This window comes from Sporosarcina sp. QA0331 (assembly GCF_055808055.1).
Map to the genome: position 1 here is coordinate 3,343,317 of NZ_CM147850.1, position 25,739 is coordinate 3,369,055.

The 25,739-nt window shown below is 44.0% G+C and carries 28 protein-coding genes and 1 riboswitch; of the genes, 3 read left to right on the forward strand and 25 right to left on the reverse strand.

From position 1 onward, the window contains the following. Positions 1-43 precede the first annotated feature (43 nt). The 17 genes from AC0L13_RS16920 to AC0L13_RS17000 form a co-directional block, all read right to left on the reverse strand. Positions 44-949 (reverse strand): sensor histidine kinase, encoded by a 906-nt coding sequence (locus AC0L13_RS16920; RefSeq protein ID WP_473641664.1) that lies wholly within the window; start codon positions 947-949, stop codon positions 44-46. A gap of 19 nt (positions 950-968) precedes the next feature. Further along, positions 969-1,640 carry a response regulator transcription factor gene (locus AC0L13_RS16925; protein ID WP_473641666.1) on the reverse strand — a complete coding sequence of 224 codons (672 nt, stop codon included), beginning with the start codon at positions 1,638-1,640 and terminating at the stop codon, positions 969-971. Positions 1,641-1,650: 10 nt separating this feature from the next. Next, entirely contained in the window at positions 1,651-2,424 is a 774-nt protein-coding gene (locus tag AC0L13_RS16930) for an ABC transporter permease (protein ID WP_473641668.1), read from the reverse strand. After that, positions 2,417-3,334 (reverse strand): ATP-binding cassette domain-containing protein, encoded by a 918-nt coding sequence (locus AC0L13_RS16935; protein ID WP_473641670.1) that lies wholly within the window; start codon positions 3,332-3,334, stop codon positions 2,417-2,419. Before AC0L13_RS16935 ends, AC0L13_RS16930 begins: the two co-directional genes overlap by 8 nt. 159 nt (positions 3,335-3,493) lie before the next feature. After that, positions 3,494-4,861 carry a DHA2 family efflux MFS transporter permease subunit gene (locus tag AC0L13_RS16940; protein WP_473647091.1) on the reverse strand — a complete coding sequence of 456 codons (1,368 nt, stop codon included), beginning with the start codon at positions 4,859-4,861 and terminating at the stop codon, positions 3,494-3,496. A gap of 87 nt (positions 4,862-4,948) precedes the next feature. Further along, complete coding sequence (locus AC0L13_RS16945; RefSeq protein ID WP_473641672.1) at positions 4,949-5,485, reverse strand: TetR/AcrR family transcriptional regulator; 537 nt, start codon at positions 5,483-5,485, stop codon at positions 4,949-4,951. A 496-nt stretch (positions 5,486-5,981) separates the two neighbouring features. Further along, a complete protein-coding gene (locus AC0L13_RS16950) occupies positions 5,982-6,866 on the reverse strand; it encodes a hypothetical protein (RefSeq protein ID WP_473641674.1) in 885 nt (294 codons plus the stop codon). A gap of 51 nt (positions 6,867-6,917) precedes the next feature. After that, positions 6,918-7,763, reverse strand: a complete 846-nt coding sequence (locus tag AC0L13_RS16955; RefSeq protein WP_473641676.1) for a hypothetical protein — start codon at positions 7,761-7,763, stop codon at positions 6,918-6,920. A gap of 44 nt (positions 7,764-7,807) precedes the next feature. Further along, a complete protein-coding gene (locus AC0L13_RS16960; RefSeq protein WP_473641678.1) occupies positions 7,808-8,608 on the reverse strand; it encodes an alpha/beta fold hydrolase in 801 nt (266 codons plus the stop codon). A 25-nt stretch (positions 8,609-8,633) separates the two neighbouring features. After that, positions 8,634-9,389 carry a phosphotransferase family protein gene (locus tag AC0L13_RS16965; protein WP_473641680.1) on the reverse strand — a complete coding sequence of 252 codons (756 nt, stop codon included), beginning with the start codon at positions 9,387-9,389 and terminating at the stop codon, positions 8,634-8,636. A 19-nt stretch (positions 9,390-9,408) separates the two neighbouring features. Beyond that, a complete protein-coding gene (locus tag AC0L13_RS16970; protein ID WP_473641682.1) occupies positions 9,409-9,897 on the reverse strand; it encodes a DinB family protein in 489 nt (162 codons plus the stop codon). A gap of 13 nt (positions 9,898-9,910) precedes the next feature. Continuing rightward, positions 9,911-10,444: a GNAT family N-acetyltransferase gene (locus AC0L13_RS16975; RefSeq protein ID WP_473641684.1), complete on the reverse strand. Its 534-nt coding sequence runs from the start codon at positions 10,442-10,444 to the stop codon at positions 9,911-9,913. Positions 10,445-10,682: 238 nt separating this feature from the next. Beyond that, a complete protein-coding gene (locus tag AC0L13_RS16980) occupies positions 10,683-11,879 on the reverse strand; it encodes a substrate-binding domain-containing protein (protein ID WP_473641686.1) in 1,197 nt (398 codons plus the stop codon). A 15-nt stretch (positions 11,880-11,894) separates the two neighbouring features. Then, complete coding sequence (locus tag AC0L13_RS16985; protein WP_473641688.1) at positions 11,895-12,899, reverse strand: 3-oxoacyl-ACP synthase; 1,005 nt, start codon at positions 12,897-12,899, stop codon at positions 11,895-11,897. Then, positions 12,880-13,308, reverse strand: coding sequence for a MaoC family dehydratase (locus AC0L13_RS16990; protein ID WP_473641690.1), 429 nt, complete (start codon positions 13,306-13,308; stop codon positions 12,880-12,882). The genes AC0L13_RS16985 and AC0L13_RS16990 overlap by 20 nt, the downstream gene beginning before the upstream one ends. Then, on the reverse strand, positions 13,305-14,807 hold the full coding sequence (locus tag AC0L13_RS16995) for an AMP-binding protein (protein WP_473641692.1): 1,503 nt from the start codon (positions 14,805-14,807) through the stop codon (positions 13,305-13,307). Before AC0L13_RS16995 ends, AC0L13_RS16990 begins: the two co-directional genes overlap by 4 nt. 15 nt (positions 14,808-14,822) lie before the next feature. After that, complete coding sequence (locus AC0L13_RS17000; protein ID WP_473641694.1) at positions 14,823-15,419, reverse strand: TetR/AcrR family transcriptional regulator; 597 nt, start codon at positions 15,417-15,419, stop codon at positions 14,823-14,825. Positions 15,420-15,881: 462 nt separating this feature from the next. Here AC0L13_RS17000 and AC0L13_RS17005 point away from each other — a divergent pair, with 462 nt between their 5' ends. Beyond that, on the forward strand, positions 15,882-16,439 hold the full coding sequence (locus AC0L13_RS17005; protein WP_473641696.1) for a hypothetical protein: 558 nt from the start codon (positions 15,882-15,884) through the stop codon (positions 16,437-16,439). Between the two features lie 176 nt (positions 16,440-16,615). On the opposite strand, the gene AC0L13_RS17010 is transcribed toward AC0L13_RS17005, so the two are convergent. From AC0L13_RS17010 to ahpC, 3 genes are all read right to left on the reverse strand, one after another. Then, positions 16,616-17,242, reverse strand: a complete 627-nt coding sequence (locus AC0L13_RS17010; protein ID WP_473641698.1) for a superoxide dismutase family protein — start codon at positions 17,240-17,242, stop codon at positions 16,616-16,618. Between the two features lie 209 nt (positions 17,243-17,451). Continuing rightward, a complete protein-coding gene (gene ahpF, locus AC0L13_RS17015) occupies positions 17,452-18,981 on the reverse strand; it encodes an alkyl hydroperoxide reductase subunit F (RefSeq protein WP_473641700.1) in 1,530 nt (509 codons plus the stop codon). 184 nt (positions 18,982-19,165) lie between these two features. Further along, the gene (gene ahpC / locus AC0L13_RS17020; RefSeq protein ID WP_473641702.1) at positions 19,166-19,735 is read right to left on the reverse strand and encodes an alkyl hydroperoxide reductase subunit C; all 570 of its coding nucleotides are present in this window, start codon (positions 19,733-19,735) and stop codon (positions 19,166-19,168) included. A 600-nt stretch (positions 19,736-20,335) separates the two neighbouring features. Here ahpC and AC0L13_RS17025 point away from each other — a divergent pair. Continuing rightward, complete coding sequence (locus tag AC0L13_RS17025; RefSeq protein ID WP_473641704.1) at positions 20,336-20,683, forward strand: PadR family transcriptional regulator; 348 nt, start codon at positions 20,336-20,338, stop codon at positions 20,681-20,683. Beyond that, the gene (locus AC0L13_RS17030) at positions 20,670-21,677 is read left to right on the forward strand and encodes an HAAS signaling domain-containing protein (RefSeq protein WP_473641705.1); all 1,008 of its coding nucleotides are present in this window, start codon (positions 20,670-20,672) and stop codon (positions 21,675-21,677) included. Before AC0L13_RS17025 ends, AC0L13_RS17030 begins: the two co-directional genes overlap by 14 nt. A 179-nt stretch (positions 21,678-21,856) precedes the next feature. Here AC0L13_RS17030 and thiW read toward each other — a convergent pair whose 3' ends face one another. The 5 genes from thiW to tenA are packed head-to-tail and all read right to left on the reverse strand — an operon-like array spanning position 21,857 to position 25,319. Next, the gene (gene thiW, locus AC0L13_RS17035; protein ID WP_473641707.1) at positions 21,857-22,351 is read right to left on the reverse strand and encodes an energy coupling factor transporter S component ThiW; all 495 of its coding nucleotides are present in this window, start codon (positions 22,349-22,351) and stop codon (positions 21,857-21,859) included. Further along, positions 22,348-22,974, reverse strand: coding sequence for a thiamine phosphate synthase (gene thiE, locus AC0L13_RS17040; RefSeq protein ID WP_473647093.1), 627 nt, complete (start codon positions 22,972-22,974; stop codon positions 22,348-22,350). The genes thiW and thiE overlap by 4 nt, the downstream gene beginning before the upstream one ends. Positions 22,975-22,993: 19 nt before the next feature. Then, positions 22,994-23,833: a bifunctional hydroxymethylpyrimidine kinase/phosphomethylpyrimidine kinase gene (gene thiD, locus AC0L13_RS17045; protein WP_473641709.1), complete on the reverse strand. Its 840-nt coding sequence runs from the start codon at positions 23,831-23,833 to the stop codon at positions 22,994-22,996. Further along, positions 23,830-24,639: a hydroxyethylthiazole kinase gene (gene thiM, locus AC0L13_RS17050; RefSeq protein WP_473641711.1), complete on the reverse strand. Its 810-nt coding sequence runs from the start codon at positions 24,637-24,639 to the stop codon at positions 23,830-23,832. Before thiM ends, thiD begins: the two co-directional genes overlap by 4 nt. Further along, entirely contained in the window at positions 24,636-25,319 is a 684-nt protein-coding gene (tenA, locus tag AC0L13_RS17055) for a thiaminase II (RefSeq protein ID WP_473641713.1), read from the reverse strand. The genes thiM and tenA overlap by 4 nt, the downstream gene beginning before the upstream one ends. 100 nt (positions 25,320-25,419) lie before the next feature. Beyond that, a riboswitch (TPP riboswitch) is annotated at positions 25,420-25,527 on the reverse strand. Positions 25,528-25,739: the final 212 nt, after the last annotated feature.

Consider the following 25,739-nt stretch of genomic DNA (forward strand, 5'->3'; position numbering starts at 1 on the left):
CCGATGTTAAAAGTTCTAGCTTAAGCCCTTTCAAGTGGACTTTTTAGTGGCCTCGGATGAGCGGCAACTGGATTTTTAGGATGAACCAATTTCCGTTTAGTTCGGCGTCCATTTTGCCGTTCATTTTCTCTATTAATTTCTTTGAAAGATAGAGTCCCAGCCCGCTTGCTTCTGTGTTAGTTCTGCTTGCGACTTCTGTATAGAAACGTGTAAATACTTTCTCGACGGCCACTTTACTATCTGATTTAATGTCATTTTTTATCGTAAACAGTAAATTATCGCCTTCCTCCCGATAGCTGATCACCGCTTTACTTTTAGCATAGCGAAGTATATTTTGAGCGATGTTTTGGAGGACACGGATGAGCATGAAATCGTCGGCGATAACTTGCCGGCCTTGTACTTGTTCGGAAAATTCGATTTCGATTTTCATTTCTTCAAATTGCTCATAGAAGGACAGTAATATTTCCTCGACTACGTTGGAGAGTGAAATTGAAGATAGCGCCATTTCCTTTTGATTCGTTTCAATGCGTGCCAAGTCATAGAAGTGATCGGTCATTTCCATTAAACGGTTCACGGACTGTTCGATAATCTTTACATAATGTGCTCTTTTTGTATCATCTTGCATTTCATTCAATAATTGTACATAGCCGTGAATGGACGTCAGCGGTGTCCGTAAATCATGGGAAAGTCCGGCGATTGTTAACCTAACGTTCTCTTCCATCTTTTTTGCTTGATGGTTTTTCTTTTCAAACGCATCAATCATTTCATTGATTTCATCGACCAACTCCATCAATTGCTTTTCCCGAAAATCTACGGATAGCCGACTGCCAAAGCTAGCACGTGTCGGAAGCTCCTTCACTTCACGTTGCAACTTCCGCAATTCCCGCTTCAGGAAATAAATATAAAAAAGAAGTGCCATTGTTAGCAAAGCAAATAATAATGCCCACATAACAATCACACTCCTTTCGTCAATCAAATTTGAAGCCTATGCCCCATACAGTTTGAATGTAGTTCGTATCGACTGCATTTAGTTTATTTCGCAAGTTGCTAATATGCATATTGATCGTTTTATCGCCATCATAAAACGGTTCATTCCAAACACTTTCATATATATTAGCACGGCTGAATACTTTTTTCGGATTCTCCAGAAATAAAAGAAGGATTGCGTACTCACGTCCGGTTAAGTGGAGATTTTGGTCATTCACTTTCACTTCCCGTGTATCTACATTCACATTGATATTTTTGTAATGGATTTCTTTCGTTTCGCTCGTTGAAGCCTTTGCTGCATGACGTAATTGGATGTTGATCCGTACGAGCAGCTCATTAACGTCGAATGGCTTTGTAATGTAATCGTCCGCTCCAATCGTGAGCAGCTCCAATTTCGAGTCCTGATCCGTTTTTGCTGAAATAACTATTACCGGAACCATCGAGTTCACCCGAATTTCCCGCAGAAACTCCTCTCCATTCATTCCAGGCAGCATGAGATCCAAGAGAACTACGTCGACCTGATTTTGTTCAAAAAGCAATTTCCCTTCCGTCCCCGAGTACGCACTCAATGTGCCGAGGCCGTTTAAAGTCAATGCTTCTTTGATAAGTGAATGAATTGCCATATCGTCTTCGATAATTAATATCGTTGTCATCGCTATCGACCTACTTTATGTCTGATCGTTTAAACAAAAGGATTCCTACAGTTGATGATAACACAATCGTAATTACACTGACTAAAACCATCTCGGGGAATCGGGCAACTTCATTTACAAAGTCTGAATAGAATAGAAAAGACTCCGTAAACCAAAATGTGATTTGTTTAAAATGCTCGGTTTGCTGGAACATTCCCGGAATAAAGCCTGTTGCAATTGTATATAGGAATCCCCATACGAGCGAGATGCTGCTACTTTTCGTTAAAAAGCTAATCATCACGTAGATTGATACGTTTGCTAAAATTAATAAATAGAGCGTACTGAAGGATTTTATTGCGTAGCTAATATAATTCGTAACTTCTGCAACATCGCCAAAACCAAAAGCGATTGTAAAGCTGATCATCCCAACGACTGTCATCCCAATCACTCCAACGAGCGAAAGTAAGGAAGCGACCACAAGCTTTGATAAATAATAATGCGTGCGGCTCCGACCTAGGGATAACGTATTGCGAATCGTTCCATGCTGAAATTCTTCGCCGATGAAGAAGCTGATAAAGGCAACGATGACGAGTAAAATCGTCAACCCGTTTTTATCGATCATTAAAATCCCCGTCGCGCCATTAATGACTGTATCAATTGCTTGAACGAGATCATCCCCGTATTTTACGCTTATAACACTATTCACAGCTTGGAGGATAGGAAGGAAGAATAAAATAGTTAAGGTGATCCATATTTTTTTACTGCGTAGTAATTTTATTTTTTCAGCTGCTAACAAATTAAGCATGAGGATTCCCTCCCGTTAATTGCAAGAAATAATCTTCGAGTTTTTGTCTTGATGTACCAATCCGTGATACGTTTACATCTGCTAGCACTAATGCACGGTTGATTGCCGCAACATCGTCTAGCCGTTCATAGATATTTATTTCAGTGCTGGTGATCACTTCATAGTCTTTGATTCCAAGCTGATCGAGGATGACGACCACTTGCTCAACTTCAGTCGTTTCCAGTTCAATGAATTGGCGGTTTTCACGCGCCAGCTCTTCCTTTGAAAGCTCGTTTATGATTTTTCCATCGTGCAAAATGCCGTAGTGGGTCGCAATTTGTGAAAGCTCATCCAACAAGTGACTTGATAGCAAGACGGTAATTCCACGCTCCGTCACAAGTCGTTGAATAATTGACCGCATTTCAACAATACCGGAAGGATCCAGTCCATTCGTCGGCTCGTCTAAAATTAAGAACTCCGGGTTTGTAATAAGAGTCGAGGCAATCGCTAACCGTTGACGCATCCCTAAAGAGAAGTTCTTCGCTTTCTTCTTGCCTGTATGACTCAAGTTCATTAAACGAAGCAACTCATCGATTTCCCGATCACCGACACCGCCATTTGCCGCTTGGACACGTAAGTTCTGGCGGGCGGTCAATTCTGGATAAAGCGCCGGTGTCTCAATGGACTGGCCCATTTTTCTTCTTGCATGCTGCAGCCCCTTCATCCCGGTCTCGCCAAACAGCTCGATGGCCCCTCCATCGATCGTGATCAATCCCATAATCGTGCGCATGAATGTTGATTTTCCGGCGCCATTCTCGCCGATCAACCCGTAAATCATCCCTCGTTTTATTTCAATAGATACGTTATCGAGCACTTTGTGTTTCCCATATATTTTCGAGACATTCGTCGCTTTTAAAATCGTTTCTGACATACCCGATCATCCTTTCACTCGTCATACGCTTAGAATAATGGCCAAGTATAAATAAATTAACCGCAAAAGTATAAAGAAAGTGTAAAGATTAAAAATGCACAAAAAGCCAACCAAAGTGTTGATATGGTTGGCTTCTTGCATTTTCATTATGCAATTGTATTACTGAATACTTGATGCTGGCTTTTTCAAGAAAAGGGAAAGGACAATATTAATTACAGCTAATGCTAGACTGATTGTAAAAACCATGGATGTACCTGATGCTGCGGCTTCAGTCGGTGCATTCGTAATCGTTTCCATATAACTATTTCGTTTCGCAGATAACAGCGAGACCATTACTGCAATCCCAATCGCTCCGGCTACTTGCTGGATCGTTTGCGTAATCGCGATGCCGTCTGGATAAAATCTTCTTGGCAATGAATTTAGCGTGTTTGTCTGAACGGAAGCGAGTACCGCACCCACTCCTAGCATCATGACGATAAACGATACGACAATCACCCATAAAGCCGTATCCGTACCAAATTGCGTATAGCTTGCATAACCTAGCGCTACTAACACGGTTCCTGGTGTAATGACCGCTCTCGGACCGTATGTGTCAAATAAACGACCAATGATTGGTGCGAGTATGCAGTTCAGCAAGCTGCCCGGCAGCAGGATGAGCCCAGTTGTAAATGCAGCAATGACTAAAGCCATTTGCATATACATCGGCAAAATGACAAGCATGGACAACATATTAAAGAATGTGATGAAGCTCATGATGACACCAAGCACGAAAAGCGGATAACGGAATGCTTGTAAATTCATCATCGGATTTTCCATTTTTGTTTGTCGAATGGCAAAAAGGATAATTGCTAGGAGTCCGACAATGATCATTCCAAGAACCGGTCCACTCGTCCACCCTTCAACGCCAGAAACGCTGAACCCGTAAACGATGCCACCGAACCCAATCGTTGAAAGAATAACGGATAGCGCATCAATCGAGACTTTGCGAATTTCATTGACATTCGGTAAATAAATGAATCCAAAGATTAATGAAAACAGCAAGAAAGGCACTGTCACCCAGAAAATATAATGCCATGAAAGTGTATCTAAAATAAGTCCTGCTACGGTCGGGCCGAGCGACGGACCTGCCAACATAACCAATCCCATAACACCCATCGCAGCTCCTCGTTTATTCGGCGGGAAAATTGTAAAGATAACATTTTGTGTTAACGGTAAATTAATCGCTAGTCCAGCTGCTTGAATAACACGTCCTGCAAGAAGTACGCCAAATACAGGAGCTACAGCCGCTAATATTGTTCCAAAGAGGAGGAGTATGATCGAAGTTAGAAACATTTGGCGCGTCGAAAACTTTTGCATCAAAATACCTGATACGGGCACTAAAATGCCTAATGTTAAAAAATAGCCTGTTGCTAACCATTGAACCGTCGTAGGGTCGATCTTGAAAATTTGACTTAATTCTACGAAAGCAATATTTAATGCCGTCTCGCTAAAAAGCCCCACAAAGCCAGCTACTAAAAGAGCCGCCATGATCGGGCCATTTTTGAATTGTTGCGTCGGTGTTGTTACCGATTTAGATTGTGTAGTCACTTATTAAAACTCCTTCAGTAATTTTGGTCATGCATGCGAAATGATTGTTAGGGGTTCACTTGATTTCTGGGATAAACAAAGCATCATTCCACCTTCAATAGAAGCAGTCATCATAAGTGCAATTGAATATGCTGTATCATTCGAGATTCCATCTGCCACTAACTTATTTACATAGATATCTTGCATTTTTTCATATAACTGTGCCCATGCACTTCTAACCGGTTCACTTAGCGAAGCCATTTCGCTGACTATGCTGCTAAATGTGTATCCAGTCAGTGTTCCTTCCTTTTCAAAACTGACGATCAGTTTTGAAATCATCGCATTTGTTGCTTCTTGGGTAGTCGGATATCGTTCAAAAATTGCTTCAATATCCTTCGTAATCGCCTCGTCTAAAGAATGAAGGCAAGCGATCAGTAATTCCTCTTTTCCATTTGGGAAGTGATGATAAAGGGCACCTTTTGAAATCTTACTGGCTTTTATTATTTCATTCAGCCCTACGCCTTTATATCCCTTTTGTTGGAAAAGTGTTGTCGCGATGTCGATTATCAACGATTTTGTATCCATTTCCGTAGTACACCTCCACATACCAACCGGTCTGTTTTTCACTATAACAAAAAAATTTCCTCCGATGTAAGTGTTATTTTTCATTCCTCTTGCAACGAGTTCACAATTTGGACAAAGTTCTCAAGGTGGTGCCTGTGTAACACACATTTATGACAATTCACTTATAGTTATGTATATACAAAAAGAAGCCGATTAAAAGGGCTTCTTGAAATATTTTATACATTTGTAGTGCATTGTCAGAATGATTTATTACACAGGCACTCGAACAAGCACCAATATAATTAATGTAAAAATTGCTCCCACAAGCCCGCCACTGGAACAATTCGGTCTCGTGTCGGCGACAGGCTTCCCTTTTCATTTATTATTCATTTGATCCGCCACTAGTGCCGACTGCAGATCCCCTTATAATTGGTAATCCTGAATTATTTTCGAATATACATGGAATCCAACTTTTAGTTCTTTCGGATTTGCTTTCGTCATACTATCCCCGGTTCTCCTAATAGAATAAATTCTCTCGGTCTAACCATTCATCGATGTCTAAACTACCTTGCACGGATAATAATCGGTACAAATAACGATAAGGCAATCTACATGTCTCCAAATCAGGGATTTCCATAATCCGTTTATAACCTGTCATAAAATCTTTGGCAGACCTTTTGTCTAAAACATATTCAAGGCCAATAAAGTCCAGTTCTCTCGGAGCCATTACATATGCTTCCGTATCAACAAGCCCGGTCAACCTTTCGCCGTTCGATAAAAATTGGGTTGGGTCCATATCGACCAATACTAAAGTAGCGGATGTCGGGCCAGTGATTCCCTCAATCCTTTTAATCATTTCAGGAAGTTTCCTACTAATAGCAAAGTCATTTTTATAAAATTTCACAACTAAATCCGTCATGGATTCCAATAAATGCTGCTTGAATCTGCCGAGTGGAATTTTATACTGTCCTGATGGACTGCCTACGTAGTTGACTTGATATTGATGAATTCTTGCCAACCCTTCCCCAAGATCCTGTAATACGGTAGAAGGTTGATTTATAAATGAAGGAACCATTGTCCCGCTTAATTTTTCCACCACTACAAATTCTCTTGAGTCTATCTTTGCCTTTTTAATTACTTGTGGGATTGGAATGGAAGTGATGTCTTGAAGCGTATCATTTACCTGTTCCAAGCCGAATGCATTTCTCGGGTCGATGCCAAACAATCGCTTGCATCCCCACCAGAAATCATTGCTCGGTTCATCGCACATTCGGGAGGAACGAACAACTACTTCCCGCTCATCCGTTTTCACTAACCATACGTCACTCGCGTGATCCTCATAGCCCGGATGCAACTCCTGAACTTCTTTTATTCGCTCGGAAAATAAAAATTGTAAATCCATTGAAACAACCTACTTTCACCTGTCGATGTATGACCTACATCGTAATAACAATTATTTCAAGTCATGTTCAGTCCTGTTTACGTATCTTTTTATTTCATTTCCCAATAAGAGCTCCTCCAAAATCTCACCCACCAGCTTCATTATTTGATCGTCATAATCCGATGATAGAATGTACCAGTAAGAGGCATCGCGGATGAACCCCAGCTTCTCTTCCGTATTCGCATGGCTCAAAAAGCCTCGCATCTTCGTAAGTTCCTCATCATCCTGACTCCGTTCCGGATTAAAAGCGTAGCGTCTAGTAGTGCGAATATCCCCGAACGGTACAACGCCAAGCCCATCATACGTCGGCAGTATAATCTTGTTGTTCCGTTCACGCAGAACACGTTGAACATTTTCCGCTACATCTACTTCACAGCTATAAAACGTTTCTCGCAAGCGAATCAATAGCTTATCCCTCTTCTTTTGATAATCGTCCGAACGGTATTCTTCAAGTATACTTTCTGTCTTTTCCTTATCGCTCCATGGCCAGCATGTTTCAATCAGTTCGACATGCGGCACCGAAGAAGCCATATTTAAAAACTCACGAATCGTTGGCGCCACCAGTCGAATAGGCGGATCGTTCGTAGGTGAGACGCATACAATCGGGGCTTCATTCAAATCTGTAATTCGCCCAAAATCAGTGAGAAAACCAAAGTGAATTCCATTCCCTCCTGTACTGGCAAACGGAATTACATCAATCGGTGTAATCGGATAAGCAAATTCTTGAACAATCGGTATGAAGCCAATTGTATCGAGCGTCTCCCCCTCCCTTGCCAACTCTTCCTCCAGTCGAATCAACATGAAAACTTCCTTAGGAATCGTAAGAGAGCCATATTCGTTCTTCATCATCTTCTCCATCAAAATCCCCCATGACATTCAAAATGCTTTTCCTGAATAGGCAACTACGTAAACTCCCGTAAAAACTGACCAAGCAGTGCATTAAAAGCAACTGGATTGTCTTGGTTGGAGCAGTGTCGTGCATCTTTAATCCAATGAAACTCACAATATGGCTCTTGCTTCGCCCATTGTGGCGCCGTTTTTTTGATATTTCCCGTGTCATCGTGTTCCCCGCACACAAGTAGCATTGGCTTATTAATTCGATAGTCTTTCTCAAAGTGTAAACAGGCTGCTGTTTCAAGAAATATTTTCGAAAAATCCTTTTTACCAACCGTTGAAAAAGCATCTTTAAGATACTCCTGCACTTCCAATTTCACGGCACTTGCACGAGCACTTTGTGCAATCATGGCGTTCCACGGATAAAGTTTAACGATAAAAGGCGCCATCTGGATTGACAACCTCTCCCCAACGGAAAGCTTCCACGTATTGCATGCACAATCGATCAGAACTAGATTCTCTACCTTGTCTGGATAATAAAAGACCATCTCTTGCGCCGTATTCCCGCCCATAGATTGACCGATAAAAGTCGCTTTTTCAATCCCCTCAATCTTCATAATGGCCAGCAAATCTTCAACGAGCAGTTTTATACTGAAGTCATCGCCCATCGGCCTGGATCGACCATGTCCTCTCGCATCCCACATCAGTATTCCGTACATTGGATCGAGTTCAATGATTTGCCCACTAAACATTCTATGATCAGCGCCTGCGCCATGTAGAAATATAAGCCATGGTCCTTTATGTTCGGGTGTAATCCAATAATGTATAGGGCAATGATTCTTTTCTAAAATTTTTTCCACTACTGCCATTGCAGTCCACCCACTTCCACCTTATTTACTCAACATAAGGACAGTACAGATTCACAATATCCAATAGACGTTCGGCACTTTCGTTTGATACATTTTCAGCTAATCTAGCTCCTGCGAGGATCGGTGACCATTGCAAAATTTCATCTTTTGGCAATCCGCTTTTTTCACAATACAACCGTAAATAGAGCTCCGCCACTTCCGCCGATAGTTCTGAATACAAGAGATACGTCCGACAAACGTCAGCACGGATATCTCCCGCGCTCGCATCCACCCAGTCGATAATCGTCACTTTATCATTCGACATTATCAAATTTAATAAATGAAAATCCCCATGGCAAAGTCTGTTTTCATAAGTCATCGAATCCAATTTCTTAAGTAACGTCCCTTTTTGCTTTTTATCCAGATGAGGGGCTGCCTCAAGTTGCCGACGTAATTTATCGGACATAGGTTCAAGCGAATCGGCGCGAACCTGATGGATTTCTCGCTGTATGTCAATGGAAAGATCTATGTAATATTCCGCCTGATCCATGTTTGCAAAAAACAGCTCCCCAATTGTTTTCCCTTCGATATATTCCATGATGATCGCTTGCTTTCCATCTATTTTCGTGACGTCTAAAACGTTCGGAACGGATAGTCCACATGAGTGAGCATATCGTTGTTTATTCGCCTCGTAAAACGACTCGGTATGTGGTAAATGATCTTTAAAAACTTTTACGATCTTGTTTTCATAAAGATAGATTTCAGCGGTGTTTCCGGAAGCAATCGGATTCCCTATAATCATTTGTTATCCCCCAAGCAACTTAATTATCAATCCTATGCGGAATAAGCCCTCGGCCGATCGCGTTGGCGGAAACCGGCTTCTTCCCAATTTCCCTCGACCATACCGACAACTGCCCGATATGATGGATTTCATGTGCAATAATATGTCGCATGACCTCTCCCCATGCATCTGTCACAACCCGGCCATCGGGCATCGTATCCTGCAACAAGTTATGCTCCATGCTCTCCTCCCAATTCCGGACAAACTCCTCGACTTCCGGCTTGAACCGGGCATCTAGCTCCCGGACTTTTTGCAGACTTTTAAAGTCTGCAAAGCTCTCTTGAATATCCGGCTTTCCCTGCAACAAACGGATCCAGCTCCACTCCACATCGATAATGTGGAACAACGTCTCTAAAAAACTGCCTACCCCACCAGTACGGGTGCGTAGCAGCTCTGCCTCCTCCACTTCTTCACACCAGCGATACCAATCCTCTCTCACTTGCCAATTGTACGCAAAAAGTGTTTTCAAATGACACCCTCCCTCATTGATTTTTCAAAACCGAAAACACACGCGCGTCATGTGATTGTCCGTTTTGGAACAAATAGCTTCGTAAGATTCCCTCTTGTTTAAACCCATGCTTTTCTAATAAATTGATGGAAGCCACATTGTCCAAAAACGTGACAGCTCCCATTCGATGCAAGCCCATTTCTGTGAATGAATAATGCAAGACCGCCTTCAACGCTTCAGACGTTATGCCTGTTCGCCAAAAATCCGGGTGCATCTCAAATCCGATTTCCGCACGTTTCATTCCTTTGGAAAGGTTATTCAAGCCGATTGTCCCTACAAAACGGTTATCTTCCTTCCGGACTATGGCCCACCGCACGCTATGACCTGTTAAAAAACTACTCTTGAAACGCTCAACCAATTTTTCCGCCTGCGCCAATTCAGTCATTGGATCCATTCCGTAATACTGAACGACCGCCGGATTTGAAAAGTTATCGAATATCCCTTGGGCGTGCTCCTTATTGACTTCGATAAGACGAAGTCGATCTGTTTCTAATTCGTGAAATATCATCATGACAGCTCCTTTAATAACAACTCTTGTAAAAATTTACTAGGTTGCTTTTCTATAGAATAACATATTTTTGCTAATCATCACCAAATTCCAATAAACAAAAACCAGTACTTGTGCAGCACACAAATAACCATATAAATACAAACAGAAGCCAACCAAATGATGGCGGCTTCTTAATTTACTTTATACAATTGTAGTGCATGATCTGAATTGTTTACTGCAATGCACCCAAACAATTTTAGTTTCGAATCGGTGGTTCTGTCTCTTCCGGTTTTAATTCGCGGATCAATACAGGGATCGGGTAGTCGAACCCTTCCTGTTCCTCCAATGTCACTGCGTATAACGATTGGAGTGCTTGGTGGTCTTCGGGACGGAATGTCATCGTCCCTTTTGGACTTTCGAAGCTCATACCTTCCATCGTTTCAATGAGGAGATCCGTATCTGTGTCACCTTTCGTTTCCTTCAATGCTTCCACAATGGCAATCGCTGCGCTCATTCCACCTGGTGTGAATAAATCCGGCGCTTCGCCAAAACGTTCTTCATGTTCTTCGACGAGCCAATCGTTCACTTTATTATCCGGCAGTCCGTGATAATAAACCGTGAATCCTTCCATGCCGACAAGTGGGGCAAGCGTCGGGAATGTAGCAAAATCGGCGACACCGGTCGATATTTTAATGCCTTTTTCCTCTACTTTCATATCCCCGATTTGATTCCAAGGTGTGTTCGCACCCGCCCAGATAACATATAAGTAATCCGGCTTTTGGTCGATGATTTTCTGGATATTGGACGTGAAATCCGTTGCTGCCTGATCCGCATATTCCTCATGGATAACTTCAGCCCCTAATTTCTCCGCAGCTTCTTTAAACGCAGAGACGCCGTCATGGCCAAATGAATAATCTGGAGCAAGCGTCGCGATTTTCACTCCTTCTTTCGCAATGGCAGCCGCCGCGGCTACTGCATCCTGCGAGGAATTCCGTCCTGTCCGGAACACATACGGATTGAACTCCGAGCCGGTGATAGAGTCCGCCGCCGCCGGTTCAACGACAATGATTTTCTTATATTCCTCCGCAAGCGGAAGAACAGCGAGTGTGTCACCTGAACTCGAAGACCCTACGAGAAAGTCCACCCCATCATCCTCAAGAAGCTTCGTCGCTTTTTGGACAGCCACTTCCGCCTTCGTTTCCGTGTCCTCAAAAAAGAACTGGATTTCCCGACCAGCCACTTCCATCGTTCCATCCGTCGCATATTCCAACCCAAGCTCGAATCCACGTGTCGTTTGCTTTCCGTACGATTCCAATGCACCTGTCAACGATGCAAGAACACCGATCTTAATCGGCTCATTTTCATTCCCCTCCGCCGTATCTCCCGAACTGCACCCGCTAAGAACGAGCGCACACGCAGCTAACGATACACCCCATCGTTTGAACACTTGCATTTTTTCTCCTCCCCATTAATCATCCTTTAACTTTCGCAATGTCGTCGCAGCCCATGTGTAGCCCGTTCCCGCACTGACTGCCACGACAATGTCCCCTTTTTTCAAGTCCTTCCGAGATGAGAAATTCAATCCAATGCACGGATCGAGTGCTGACATATGCCCATGATGATCAAGATAAATCGCCTCGTCCTCCGTCAACTTCAATCCAGCAAGCAGTTCCCGGAACATCGATTTCTTCGTATGAAGCGGCAATAAAAGTTTAATATTCTCTATCGTGTAGCCGCTCTTTTTCACGGCTTCCTTTACTACGTGAATGAAATTCGGCACCGATACCGGGTCAAGCCGTTCTTTCATGTCTGCAGGATCCTTCACATCAATTGAATGCAGCCGATTCTCGACCGTTTCGAACGAAGCCGGAAAGACGGATCCTCCCGCGGGCACTTTAATATCGTCGTAAAACGACCCATCCGTCTTAATGCACGAATTCAAAATCTCGAATTCGCCTTCCGACCTCGAAATAAGTGCCGCCGCACCCCCATCCGCAAAATTGAACATGAAACGCGAACGCGGATTTTCGTAATCAATAATCTGTGATTCCTTGCAGCCGCCCGCGAGTATTATATTCCGAATCGATTCATCCGCGACCAACATATCTTTCGCAACTTTCAATGCTATCGGAAAGCACGAACTCACATTCATCATTTCAAACGCATACGCATTTTTGGCACCTAATTCATGCTGGATTTTCGTCGCACACGACCAAACCTGATATTCCTTATACGGACTTCCGTAATAGATGATGACATCGATATCCAACGGATCCACAACGTCCAGCAACTGCTTTGCCGCTCTGATCGCCATGTCCGCCGCATGTTCTGATGAATCCGCCACATGTTTTTCGTAAAGCCCGAATTTCTCTTTGATCACTTGTTGAGGAATGCCCGTCTTCGCTTCAAGATCTGACGCTGTCTCAACTGCGGGTGGAAAATATACACCCGTTTTAATTACTTGAATCATCATGCATCTCCTTTCTCGGCATCATCATCTTCCCTTCGCCCGTAAGCACCGTCGTTCCGTCCTGATTCCTGCAGATCGTCGACAAGGTGAAAATGTTCCTTTTATGATCAATGTCCAAAATCTCGGCTGTCGCCGTAATCGTATCCCCGATGAATACCGGCTTTGTGAACTTGATCGTCTGCTCCAAATAAACGGACTCCTTGCCTGGCAGCTCCATGCCGAGCAACCTCGACAAAAAGGAAGCCGTCAGCAATCCGTGAGCGATCCGATGCCCAAACCTCGTTCCTGCCGCATACTCTCGGTCCATATGAACAGGATTATAATCGCCGCTCAGCCCTGCAAACATGACGACGTCCGTTTCCGTCACAGTCCGGCTGAAGCTAGCCGTCTGTCCGACGTAAAATTCGCTCATGAGTTCATCACTTCTCCTGCATATGATTTTTTCAGCGTTGCCTTATCGATTTTGCCTGTCGCATTTTTCGGTAAAGCGCTTACAAAATCGAATGCACTCGGCACTTTATAACGTGCCAACTTGTCTGCACAATAAGAACGAAGCTGCTCTTCCGTTACTGACGCTCCGGCCTTCATTACAACAATAGCAATCGGCGTTTCGCCCCACTTCTCATGCGGCACTCCGATCACCGCCACCTCATCCACTTCCTTTACTTCATAAAGAACCCTTTCGATTTCCAACGGATAAATATTCTCCCCGCCCGAAATGATCATTTCTTTTTTCCTTCCGGCAATAAAAACAAACCCTTCGTCATCCTGCCTCACCATATCCCCCGTTTTAAACCATCCGTCCCGAAACGATTGCGCGGTGGCTTCCGGCAAGTTCCAATATTCCCGAATCACATTCGGTCCTTTCACGAGCAGTTCACCAACTTCACCCGCCCGCACGTCTCTACCTTCTTCATCAACGATCCGAATATCCGTGAATAAGACAGGCTTTCCGATTGATCCGATTTTCCGTTCAAAATCTTCTTCCGAAAGCAAAAATACGGTCGGCGACGTTTCAGTCAGCCCATAACCTTGGCCGAAACGAATTCCTTTTTGAAAATAAAATCGGATCAGCTCCTCCGGACATGCCGCCCCTCCGTTATAGAAGAAACGGACGGTGGAAAAGTCGGTGCTGGAAAAATCCGATGACTTTCGAATCGCGTCATGGATGGCTGGAACGCCCATCACAATCGTAATCCCATGCGCTTCTATCATCTTGAGTGCTAGCTGCGGATCAAAACGATTCGGAACAACGACTGTTCCGCCCGCGAGCAGGACCGGGAACGTGAACAGCCCGATTCCACCGATATGGAATAATGGCAACAACGTGATGATCTTATCTTTTGATGTGATATCAAGACTAAGGGAATTGTTGACGGCATTCCAATACATATTTTCCTGTGTCAATACCGCCCCTTTTGGACGGCCTGTCGTCCCCGACGTGTAGCAAATAATATAAGGCGCAGCTGGATCAGGTTCGATTTGATCAATGATTGTCGGTGCTGTTTGCTGCAATGAGTCAATCGTCAATAACTTCATGGAGATCTGTTTATTCAACTCAACCGCCTTGTCATAATGACCGTCGTCCACAATGAGCGTCCGGAGCCCGCTATCAGCAATCTGATACGTAAGCTCATCGACCGACAACCGGATATTGAGCGGCACGACGATTGCGTTCAGCTTCGCTACGGCAAATAAGGTAATAATATAATCGATGCTGTTCGAAGCTAGAATTCCGATACGATCCCCTTTTCGAATCGAACAGACAGATTGCAAAAAACTTGCTGAATTGTCTATCCGTCGACTCATCTCCAAATACGTAAGCTTCTCATGTTCGTCAATCAATGCAGATGCAATTCTCTCAGGTGTAATCATGGCGCGTTTTTCTATCCAATAGGAAATGCCTTTCATTTCAACACCTCATCTTTATTTCTGTATTCCATTAAAAATAAAGGCGATCGCATCCTCCAATACATGTTCCGGAACAGGTTGGTCCTCCCAATACACCCAGCGCATCCCTAAAAACTGGCTGATTCCCATAAGGCAGTAGGCAATCGTTTCCGTATCGTTTTTCTTAATCTCTTCATTGCCAATTGCTTCCTCAAGCCCTTTTATATATCCCGATGCAAGACGATCGTAATACCACCTGTACAGCTCCTCATCTACCAAAACAGCCTGCTGCACGATGCTATATAAATTCCGGTGGCTTTTGACATAGGAGAAGAAAGTTCTAAATCCGATGCGTTGCGACTCCTCGAAACTACGTGCCGACTTGACCGCCTCCCGGATCTCACTCCGGAAGCTATGACTCATATTTCTTACAAGCTCTTCAAAGATTGCGTGCTTCGAAGGGAAATAATTATAGAAAGTCCCTTGAGCCACCTTCGCCTGCTGCGTAATATCCACGATGGACGCAGTGAAGTAACCTTTCTCCCCGAACACCTCCTCCGCCACAGACAGGAGATGCTGGCGAGTCTTCTCCCCCTTCTTCGTCAATGAATGCGAAGCAACTATTTTTGACATATGAATCACCTCTCAGTTTTTATAATAAATAATCTTTTCAGATAAAGCAACACCTTTTTCAAATTAATCTCTTTGCGAGGTGCCTGTGCAGCACACATTTATGACAATTCAATAACAGTTATATACATGCAAAAAGAAGCCAACCAAAGTTTGATTTGGTCGACTTCCTCATCTATTTCATGCAATTGTTGTGTATGATCTGAAAATTGTGTTGCACAGGCACCCAAACATTTCATATTATTCTACTCGATTTTCCAAATGACGCCCATGCCGGGGACAGCGTTTGCTCCGGAAAATTGGCCAAAGTCTACAACATTGAGGGCACCACTTGTAGAGAACACAGCATCGATGGGCCGTTCGAGACCTATTCAAACGTCCAACTTTCCGGCACCCGGAACCCGCACGGAATACAGCTTTTCCAAATAAAATAAAGAAAAGCTTGTTTACTAAAGGAGAGAGACTATGCTTTTCACCACATCACTTCCACCCGATCCAAAGTACATTCACCGTGTTCTCAATCGATGGCCTCCGACAAAAAAACTGTTATTCATGGCATTCATGGCTGCGCTGGCGACCATTTTACAAGCTGCAGGAGGCTTGCTGCCCGGCATCGGCTTTATTATCAGCCCCTTTGCCACAGCCCCCATCATGGTTGGCGCCTTAATGTCCTTGCGATCCGGCATTTTCACTTACATCCTAACAATCCTATTATTGTTCCTTATCGAGCCAAGCGAATTAATTATCTTTCCCTTTACAACCGGATTGCTCGGATTAGGTCTAGGATGGGCGCTACATAAACTCAATCAGCGCACAGAAGTCGTCCTAACGAATGGGGTGCTATTATGTATCGGCATTTGCCTTCCCCTATTCGTGCTCGGCTTCCCCGTTTTTGGTCCAACCTTTTCTTCTTCATTCAACCTAATTACTTCGCTTCTCATTTTCTTCTTCTCACTTTTCTATAGCTGGGTTTGGACGGAACTCAGCCTATTCATCCTCCGCAAAATAAAAACTCTACTATAAGAATTTCCAAGCGGTGCCTGTGCACCACACATTTATAACAATTCAACAAGCTCTATATAAATACAGAAAGAAGCCAACCAAAGATTTATTTGGTTGGCTTCCTCATTTATTTCATGCAATTATAGTGCATAATCTGAATTGTTTATTGCACAGGCACCGGAAAGATTCTGAAAATATTATTCCACTACTCCACACGCGATGCGGTCGCCGGAGTTGCCGGATGGTTGGGTTTTGCCGTCGTCCGCTTCCGCATGGATGACAAGGGATGTGCCGCCTTCATGGTATAGTGAATGTTCCTCTCCTGCTAACAATGTAAGATTTTCAACGAAGAATTCCTCTTTCACTGTTCCATCAGGGCCTACTTCGAGGTTCGGCAAATCGCCGGCATGCGGGCCTTCTTCATGGTCAAGTCCATGGCTCGCACCTGTCGGATTGAAATGTCCTCCTGCCGATTCAAAGTCTGGCGCTTCACAAACCCCTTTTTCATGGAAATGAAAACCGTGGGTACCTTCAGGCAAATTCTTTGCATCCACCATAATCCGTAACGCGTCCTCTTCCTCGGTCAATTCTGCCGTTCCAACCGATTTCCCATCTCTATCTGTTAGATTGACAGTAAGGAATGGTAATTTATCATCTTCGACTAAATCCACCTCTGCCGGATCTGTATTCTTCCCATCGTTGACCTCACCATCTGTCGCTCCTTCTGTTTCATTAGCCGGAGCCGCGTCGTCCTTCCCGTCGGCGCATGCTGCAAAAACAAAAGCGCAAGTGAGAATCATCGTTAGCCATATCCATTTCTTCATTTTCACACGCTCCCTCTAGCAAAGTATTGATACCTATACAATTCACTATTTGGCGTGTGATAAACGGAATTCATGTAAAAGGGCTCTTACCGACCATCCAAAATGGAACGTATTGACAACATTACGAGAAAGAATCCCTAGAGAAATTAACAAAAAGGAACAGGTCTACTTGCTAGACCTGTTCCTCTTCAAATCTATTGATGTTCCAATTAGTTCCTAACGAGATAATCAACCGCAGCTAGTGAAGCTGTTGCGCCGGATCCCATGGAAATGATAATTTGCTTGAACGGGCTGTCCGAACAGTCTCCTGCAGCAAATACGCCAGGTACGTTCGTTGCTCCACGCTTATCAGTAAGGATTTCACCGAATTTGTTGCGCTCAACAGTGTCGCCGAGCCAAGCCGTATTCGGTACAAGGCCGATTTGGATGAAGATTCCCGCTATCTCAATATGCTTTTCTTCGCCAGTTTCGCGTTCAACATACGAAACACCGTTTACTTTATCTGTTCCCGTAATCTCTGTCGTTTGAGCATTCGTTACGACAGTGACATTCGGCAAGCTGCGCAGACGCTCTTGTAAAACAGAATCAGCTTTCAATTCGGAGTTGAATTCAAGCACTGTTACATGAGTCGTATAACCCGCAAGGTCGATTGCCGCTTCGATACCGGAGTTTCCGCCACCAACAACCGCAACGTTTTTACCTTCAAATAAAGGACCGTCACAGTGCACACAGTAAGCGACACCTTTATTTCTGAATTCCTTTTCTCCAGGAACTCCGATATTTCTCCAGCTCGCTCCTGTTGAAAGAATTACGGATTTACTCTTTAGAACAGCTCCGTTTTCCAATTCAATCTCAATGAGATCTTTCTTCTCTAAACGCTTCGCACGCTGCAAGTTCATCACGTCAACGTTGTACTCTTTCACATGCTCCTCAAGGTTCGCTGCAAGTTTAGGGCCTTCCGTGTGATTCACACTAATGAAGTTCTCAATTGCAGCTGTATCCAAAACTTGACCGCCAAAACGATCAGCGACAATACCTGTGCGAATTCCTTTACGAGCTGCGTAGATTGCCGCGCTTGCTCCCGCAGGACCACCGCCAACAACAAGTACATCAAACGGATCTTTATCCGCAAATTCAGATGCATCCGGGCCGCTTCCAAGCTCAGCAAGGATTTCCTCGATCGTCTTACGACCGTTCGTAAACGGCTCGCCATTCAAGTAGACCGTCGGAACAGCAAGGATATTTTTGCTTTCCACTTCTTCTTTGAACGCAGCACCGTCAATCATCGTATGCGTAACGTTCGGGTTTAGCACGCTCATCAAGTTAAGTGCTTGTACTACTTCCGGACAGTTTTGGCAGCTCAAGCTAATATATGATTCAAAATGAAGTTTGTCTTCAATTTTTCTCACTTGCTCGATCACTTTCTCATCCACTTTAGGAGCTCTACCACTCACTTGCAATAAAGCGAGCACCAATGAAGTGAATTCGTGTCCAAGCGGAATGCCGGCAAACGTAATGCCAGTATCTTCTCCGATACGGTTAACGCTGAAGCTTGGTGTTCTTTCCAATTCCGCATGCTCCACTTTAATGTGAGATGACATTGTAGCCAATTCATCCACTAGTGATGCCATTTCACGGGACACCTTGTCTTCTCCAACACTAACTTTTAGGAGCACATCGCCCTCCATCAATTCAAGGTATTGGGCTAATTGCGCTTTTATATCTGCATCTAACATCATGTATCGACTCCTTAACTTGTACTTAAACTAAACAATATTCGGCATGATTGCCTTAGATTTTGAATCAAAAAACCGGAAGATTCGATTCAAAATCTAAGACATCTGCCGAAAAAGATTCAAAAATAAAGGGAGCCCCTCTCCTTTATAAGGAAGGGGGGCCACCCCCATCACATAGTGAAATAAATTAGATTTTACCTACAAGGTCAAGGCTAGGCTTAAGTGTTTCTTCGCCCTCTTTCCATTTTGCAGGGCAAACTTCGCCTGGATTGTTGCGTACGTATTGTGCAGCTTTGATTTTGTCGACAAGAACGCTTGCGTCACGGCCGATGCCGTCAGCATTGATTTCAACAGTTTGAACGACGCCGTCTGGATCGATGATGAATGTACCGCGTTGTGCAAGACCTGCTTCTTCATCAAGTACGTCAAAGTTGCGTGAAATTGTTTGTGAAGGGTCACCGATCATGATGTACTCAAGTTTGCTAATTGCTTCTGAGTGATCGTGCCAAGCTTTATGTGTAAAGTGCGTGTCAGTTGAAACAGAGTACACTTCAACGCCAAGTTGTTTTAGAGTTGCGTATTGATCTTGAAGATCTCCAAGTTCAGTCGGGCAAACGAACGTGAAATCCGCTGGGTAGAAGCAAACAACGCTCCATTGTCCTTTTAGGCTTTCATCAGTAATATCGATGAACTCACCAGTACCGCTATTGTAAGCTGACGCTTTGAATGGTAGTATTTCTTTTCCGATTAGAGACATAAAACAAATTCCTCCTAATATGATTTTTCATAGTTAGTCTAGGTTATTTCATCAAAACCTAAACCGCAGTGATGATTTTGTTAAACCCTCTACCGCTTAACTATAATAATTCTAATTACATATTCATTATCATATAGACCATGATTTTTGTCAAACGATACCCCAATGTCCCCCATAAACCTTTATGGAATATATGTACAAGAGGTGACATCAAACTTGCGCGCCGGTTTAAATAAAGAAAATTCAATCATTAATTCCCCATCCAGTTCTCAATTACTCACACCCTTTATCGATTATCGAACATTTAAAATAGAAGCAATAGATACAATATAATAAAACTTATGTGAATTAACCGTTTCGGTACCTGTGAAGCACACATTTATGACAATTCAATAGAACGAATATAAATGCAAGTAGAAGCTAACCAAAGATTGATTCGGTCGGCTTCTACTTTTACTTTATTCAATTGTAGTGCATTATCTGAGTTGTTTGCTGTACACGCGCCGATAACAATTTTGACAACTGTATTTATATTTCCCTATTGTTATGTGAATCATAATACTGTACGATGCATAGTATAAGAAGACGAGGTGACAAACTATGGGTCCATTATTGGAATCATTCACGACGGAATTAAGGAGAGGAACGTTAACTCTTGCTGTATTAAGTCAATTGCGGACGCCTCAATATGGATATTCATTAGTCCAGCGTCTTGAAAAAGCAGGAGTTGCCATTGAGCAAAGTACGTTATATCCACTGCTTCGCCGATTGGAGAAACAAGAACTGTTAACGAGCAGTTGGGATACGACGGAAAGCAGACCCCGTAAGTATTACGTAATTAGTGAGTATGGGAGTGAAATTTATGAGCAGTTGAAAAAGGAATGGGAAACGATGACATCTGAACTGAAGACATTATTGGAAGGAGATGAGAATGATGAAACTGATTGAAGCCTATATTTATGAGGTAACGAGAAGACTGCCCGAAAAATTACGGAATGACATTGCCCTTGAACTTAGATCCACTATCGAGGATATGTTGCCCGATGACTTTACTGAGGAAGAAATAATGGAAGCTCTGTCGAAACTGGGCGATCCCGCGATTCTTGCAGCAAGCTACCGTGACACACCAATGCATTTAATTGGCCCGAAAGTTTACGACGCTTATATATGGACGATGAAAATGATCATTCCATGGGCTATCTTAATTACCATTTTAGCTCATGTCGTTGAAACCATTGTCCTTTTTTCAGGAGATGAAAGTGTTCTTTATGTTGTGATAAAAAGCTTCGGAATTATCATCGCCAATATAATACATGTCCTCATCCAAACGTTCTTTTGGGTGACCGTTGTATTTATATTCATTGAAAGAGTCGGCTTATCAAACAGCGATCTACCAATGACAAAGTATGGAACGAAGTGGACTCCAGAACAATTGAAACTTGTTGATATCATTCCAAAGAAAAAAGCGATTCCAAGGGGTGAGGTAATTTTTGGTTTAGTATGGACAGCGATTTGGGTCGTTCTTTATTTCAATGCAGACCATCTTGCAGGCGTCTATCGATCAATGGATGGTGATGGGCTCCAAATGGCGATGCCTGCCCTTAATCAAGACGTATTGATGTCATACTTGCCTATCATTCTACCATTTGCATTACTTGAAATTGGATTAGCGCTTTTCAAATGGAAAGAAAGACAATGGACAATGAGGCTCGTAACGATAAATACCGTTATCAAAGTGCTCAGCTTAATTGTCTTCATTGTAATCGCCAGCAATCCTGCCCTTCTCAATGAAGCGATGATTCCTTATTTAGCAGCTGAACTAAACATCAATTTGTCCTCGGTCAATAACTTTATCGATTGGGCATTATGGACTGTCATCGCAATCGTCATCGTAACCGTGATCATCGAAATCTTCGACAGTTACCGGAAAGCAAAGGCATGATCGCAATTCAATCCGGTGCCTGTGCAACACATATTTATGACAATTCAATAAAAGTAATATAAATACACACCAAAGCCAACCAAACGCTGACTTGGTTGGCTTCGTCATTTATTTCATGCAATTGTAGTGCATTGTCTGAATTATTTCCTGCACAGGCTCCCAAACAATTCTCACGCAATTCAATAGCTTTGTATCCTTTTCCCCATCGGCATGCCTTGCAGCCGAATCGCGATGACTACTCCTATGATCGATCCGCTTACACTAGATACGAGAAAAGGCGGCATAAAAAAGAAGGCAGTGACTGTCGTTCCCATCAAGACAGCCGCGTATGGAACCGCGAATAATGATGCGATGATCCCTGTCCCGATCATTTCCCCGATTGCCGCCAACCATGTCCGCCCCGTTTGCTTATACAACAGCCCGGCAAGCGCTGCGCCGATCATCCCACCCGGAAAAGCGAGCAATGACCCAGTGCCTGTCAAAATTCGAACTAATCCGGTCATGAAAGCAATGATGACGGCAGGTATCGGTCCTAGCAGGATTGCGGCGATGACATTGACTGCATGCTGGATCGGGTAGGCTCGTGCTATCCCTGCAGGAAAAGAGACGAATACGGATCCCGCCACCGCAATTGCTGTGAATACAGTCATCAAGACAAGCTTTCGCGTACTCATCGCAACACGCCACTTTCACTACGCCATTTCAATGAAGCTTCCTTCAATTGCCGCGCAGCCATTGTAGAATTAATAGATGAAGCAATTGCTGAAATGACAGATATTCCACTTGCACCTGCCTGGAAGACCGGTTCGGCATTCAATGCCGTAATGCCTCCAATTCCGACGATCGGCAAATCCGGATACAATTTTGTTACTTCTTCGATCATCGCTGTACCCGCAACCGGTTTCGCATCGGCTTTTGAAATCGTCGGATAAACTGGACCCATACCGACATAATCCGCTCCCGCCGATATGGCCGCTTCAGTTTCTTCTATTGTATGGACAGAAACCCCTAAGACCTTTCCAGGCCCAATCCTTTTTCGGACAAATCGCGCCTCAGCATCGTCCTGCCCGACATGGACGCCATCCGCGTCAATTTCTAGGGCAAGATCGACGTCATCATTCACGATGAACGACACGCCATATTGTGAGCATAACCGTTGGCAACTTTGCGCGAATACTTTCTTTTCATTTCCAACAAGTGCCCCCGTCCCCTTTTCACGGAGCTGGAAACAAGTGATTCCACCTTGTAAAGCAGCTTCCAATACGGATAGCGGTTTTTCGGCATTCGTCGAGCCCATAATGAAGTACAACGTAACGTCAACGTCTCCCAATCAATTCAACTTCCTTCCGTTCAGCTTTGCCCCGATTCCGAAACGCCGCATGGTTTGTCGGTCCGTGTCCTTTACCAATGGAAAGTCCCTCTTCAATCGCCGCATGGATAAAATATTTTGCGGTAACAACTGCATCAGAAATCGGCATCCCTTTCGCAAGCTCTGCCGTAATGGCGGCAGCGAAAGTACATCCCGTGCCATGCGTGTCTTTCGTGTCGATCCGCTTGCTTCTCATAAGAAAGCATTCGCCGTCCTCCGACATGAATAAATCCTCTGCATAAGGAGTATCTACCCGATGCCCCCCTTTTAGCAGTACAGCTCCAGCTCCCATTTGAAGCAGTTGATTTGCGGCATTCTCCATGTCCTTCATTGAAACGATCGTCATTCCCGTTAACATTTCCGCTTCAGGTATATTAGGCGTCAGGAGAGTTGCTGATGGAATGAGATGCTCTTTCAATGCTGCAATCGCTGAATGCTGAAGAAGCGAAGCACCGCCTTTCGCAATCATAACGGGATCAATGACTAAAGGGATTCGTTCGTGAAATCTCAATGTATCGGCGACCGCTTCAATAATCTCAGCAGAAAACAGCATCCCGGTTTTGGCAGCTCCCACAGTGAAATCAGTTAGCACCGCCTCGATTTGCGCAATGACGATATCGATGTCAATCGGTTGAACCGCATGGACACCTAACGTATTTTGAGCAGTTACGGCCGTCAATACGGAAGTTCCGAACGCCCCTAGTTCCTGGAATGTTTTCAAATCTGCCTGGATGCCTGCGCCGCCCCCGCTGTCTGAACCAGCAATTGTGAGTGCAACCGAAGTCATTTGACAACCTCCTCTTTTATAATGCATTGGTCGTCGTTCAATGTTTCACCATCCATTTGATATAAAGCATTTAGGAAATGAACAGCAAAATCTCCCGGACCTGAAGCTTGTTCTGCCGCCAATTCACCCGCTTTTTTGTAAAACGCTAGACTGTAAGCGATCGTCTCAATCGGTGCATCCTTACCGACCGAAAGAAAAGCAGCAGAAACAGCACTTAACAGGCAACCCATGCCCGTAATCCGCGTCATGAGCGGGTGCCCCCCTGTGATGCGGATGATTTTTTCACCATCCGTTACAATGTCAGTCTCACCGCTAACAGCGACGAGACAATGATGGCGGCGTGCCACCTCTTTAGCTGCCTCGGCGATATTTGCAGAACCGGCACCTGCATCGACGCCTCGCGCTTTCCATTCAATACCTGCGATGGATGCAATTTCACCAGCATTTCCGCGAATGAGTGTAATATCCAATTCATCTAGAAGTTTTGCAACTGTTCGTTTTCGGAAAGCAGTCGCCCCTGCTCCGACAGGATCCAATACGATGGGGCGCCCTTTAAAGGAAGCGCTTTTTCCGGCAGCAATCATTGATTCAACAGCCGAACTGTCCAACGTTCCAATATTAAGCAATGTACACGAGGAAACGGCAGCTACTTCCGCCGCCTCCTCGATTGAATCCGCCATGATTGGAGAAGCTCCCAATGCCAGCAGGCCGTTCGCTTGAAAGTTTGCAACGACATGGTTCGTAATGCAATGAACTAACGGGTTTTGCTGACGTAGGTCATCCAACATTGAGGATTGGACTTTCATACATGCACCTCGTTTGTTTCAAGTGACCATTTTTGCTTCGTCCATGCCATTTCCCAAAACTGCAATTCATAGTGGACACTTTTAATGAAATGAGCTTTCACTTGTTCGCGTCTTTGATCTGAAAGATGCTCCGTCAGTGAATTTAAGCGGTCGATCTGCTCTCGGGTTGCCTGTTCGAACCATTCAGAGCTGTACGTAGCAATCCATTTGTCATAAATCGGATGATTCGGCTTCGCATCCTTCAATCGCTCGCCTATTTCGTAATACAACCAATAACATGGCAATAATGCGGATAACGTGGCGGCCAAGTCTCCTTCCAACGCCGCCCGATATAAATGCGACGTGTACGCGTATGCTGTCGGCGCCGGCTCAAATTTTTCAATATCCTCATCTGTAACGCCCAATAGTCCAAAGAAGCCTTCATGCAATGAAATTTCCGCCCCGCAAGTTCCATCCGCATGTTGTGCAAACCGTTGCACCGTCAATAAATCCGTTGCCTGCACAGCTGCCAATGCATGCACTTTTGCAAAATGCTTTAAATAATAGGAGTCTTGCAGAACATAATGTTTAAAAACCTCTTCAGGCAATGTCCCTTCAGCAAGCGCAGCGATGAACGGGTGATGAAAGCTAGCCTCCCAAACATCGGTGCATTCCTTCCGTACTTCTTCACAAAATGTCATTCCAACCACTCCTCTTTTGTTTTGGAAAACCAAAAAAGCCGCTTCACTCAACACATTCGTTGAAGAAGCGGCTCGCAAATCGGCGTAAGATAACCTTTGGAAGACGTGCGATCCACTTCCCTACGCTGGTATGAGCCAGATCAGGTTCGAAGGGTCCGCGTATCGATACACGTCTCAGTCTTTCACAAAGACTCCCCCAGTGGTTAACTCTTTTCAGTTTTCATCTCCACTATAACACAGTTTAGTAGTTTCGCAAGGTTGTGACATCTTCGATTAACCCGGCTGTAATATTTAGAAATATATAACGTTAGACCATTTAGACCACTCAAAAGTTTGTCTATAAAGTAATATATCGCAGACGGACAGCACGTTGTTAACAATTTTCAGTTAGGAAGAAATTGGATAATGAGGGTCAAATCG

Bases quoted from the DNA above. Each gene is read 5' to 3' on its own strand.
- AC0L13_RS16940 (WP_473647091.1), bottom strand. From the start codon at position 4,861: ATGGCGGCTCTTTTAGTAGCTGGCTTTGTGGGGCTTTTTAGCGAGACG.
- AC0L13_RS16960 (WP_473641678.1), bottom strand. From the start codon at position 8,608: ATGGCAGTAGTGGAAAAAATTTTAGAAAAGAATCATTGCCCTATACAT.
- thiW (WP_473641707.1), bottom strand. From the start codon at position 22,351: ATGAGTACGCGAAAGCTTGTCTTGATGACTGTATTCACAGCAATTGCG.
- AC0L13_RS16955 (WP_473641676.1), bottom strand. From the start codon at position 7,763: ATGGAGAAGATGATGAAGAACGAATATGGCTCTCTTACGATTCCTAAG.
- AC0L13_RS16925 (WP_473641666.1), bottom strand. From the start codon at position 1,640: ATGACAACGATATTAATTATCGAAGACGATATGGCAATTCATTCACTT.
- ahpC (WP_473641702.1), bottom strand. From the start codon at position 19,735: ATGTCTCTAATCGGAAAAGAAATACTACCATTCAAAGCGTCAGCTTAC.
- AC0L13_RS16990 (WP_473641690.1), bottom strand. From the start codon at position 13,308: ATGAGCGAATTTTACGTCGGACAGACGGCTAGCTTCAGCCGGACTGTG.
- AC0L13_RS16920 (WP_473641664.1), bottom strand. From the start codon at position 949: ATGTGGGCATTATTATTTGCTTTGCTAACAATGGCACTTCTTTTTTAT.
- AC0L13_RS16995 (WP_473641692.1), bottom strand. From the start codon at position 14,807: ATGAAAGGCATTTCCTATTGGATAGAAAAACGCGCCATGATTACACCT.
- AC0L13_RS17010 (WP_473641698.1), bottom strand. From the start codon at position 17,242: ATGAAGAAATGGATATGGCTAACGATGATTCTCACTTGCGCTTTTGTT.
- AC0L13_RS16980 (WP_473641686.1), bottom strand. From the start codon at position 11,879: ATGCAAGTGTTCAAACGATGGGGTGTATCGTTAGCTGCGTGTGCGCTC.
- AC0L13_RS16930 (WP_473641668.1), bottom strand. From the start codon at position 2,424: ATGCTTAATTTGTTAGCAGCTGAAAAAATAAAATTACTACGCAGTAAA.
- AC0L13_RS16965 (WP_473641680.1), bottom strand. From the start codon at position 9,389: ATGATTATAGGGAATCCGATTGCTTCCGGAAACACCGCTGAAATCTAT.
- AC0L13_RS16945 (WP_473641672.1), bottom strand. From the start codon at position 5,485: ATGGATACAAAATCGTTGATAATCGACATCGCGACAACACTTTTCCAA.
- thiM (WP_473641711.1), bottom strand. From the start codon at position 24,639: ATGAAAGTCCAATCCTCAATGTTGGATGACCTACGTCAGCAAAACCCG.
- AC0L13_RS16950 (WP_473641674.1), bottom strand. From the start codon at position 6,866: ATGGATTTACAATTTTTATTTTCCGAGCGAATAAAAGAAGTTCAGGAG.
- AC0L13_RS17005 (WP_473641696.1), top strand. From the start codon at position 15,882: ATGCTTTTCACCACATCACTTCCACCCGATCCAAAGTACATTCACCGT.
- AC0L13_RS17025 (WP_473641704.1), top strand. From the start codon at position 20,336: ATGGGTCCATTATTGGAATCATTCACGACGGAATTAAGGAGAGGAACG.
- thiD (WP_473641709.1), bottom strand. From the start codon at position 23,833: ATGACTTCGGTTGCACTCACAATTGCTGGTTCAGACAGCGGGGGCGGC.
- AC0L13_RS16935 (WP_473641670.1), bottom strand. From the start codon at position 3,334: ATGTCAGAAACGATTTTAAAAGCGACGAATGTCTCGAAAATATATGGG.
- AC0L13_RS17030 (WP_473641705.1), top strand. From the start codon at position 20,670: ATGAAACTGATTGAAGCCTATATTTATGAGGTAACGAGAAGACTGCCC.
- AC0L13_RS17000 (WP_473641694.1), bottom strand. From the start codon at position 15,419: ATGTCAAAAATAGTTGCTTCGCATTCATTGACGAAGAAGGGGGAGAAG.
- thiE (WP_473647093.1), bottom strand. From the start codon at position 22,974: ATGGGCTCGACGAATGCCGAAAAACCGCTATCCGTATTGGAAGCTGCT.
- tenA (WP_473641713.1), bottom strand. From the start codon at position 25,319: ATGACATTTTGTGAAGAAGTACGGAAGGAATGCACCGATGTTTGGGAG.
- ahpF (WP_473641700.1), bottom strand. From the start codon at position 18,981: ATGATGTTAGATGCAGATATAAAAGCGCAATTAGCCCAATACCTTGAA.
- AC0L13_RS16975 (WP_473641684.1), bottom strand. From the start codon at position 10,444: ATGATATTTCACGAATTAGAAACAGATCGACTTCGTCTTATCGAAGTC.
- AC0L13_RS16985 (WP_473641688.1), bottom strand. From the start codon at position 12,899: ATGATGATTCAAGTAATTAAAACGGGTGTATATTTTCCACCCGCAGTT.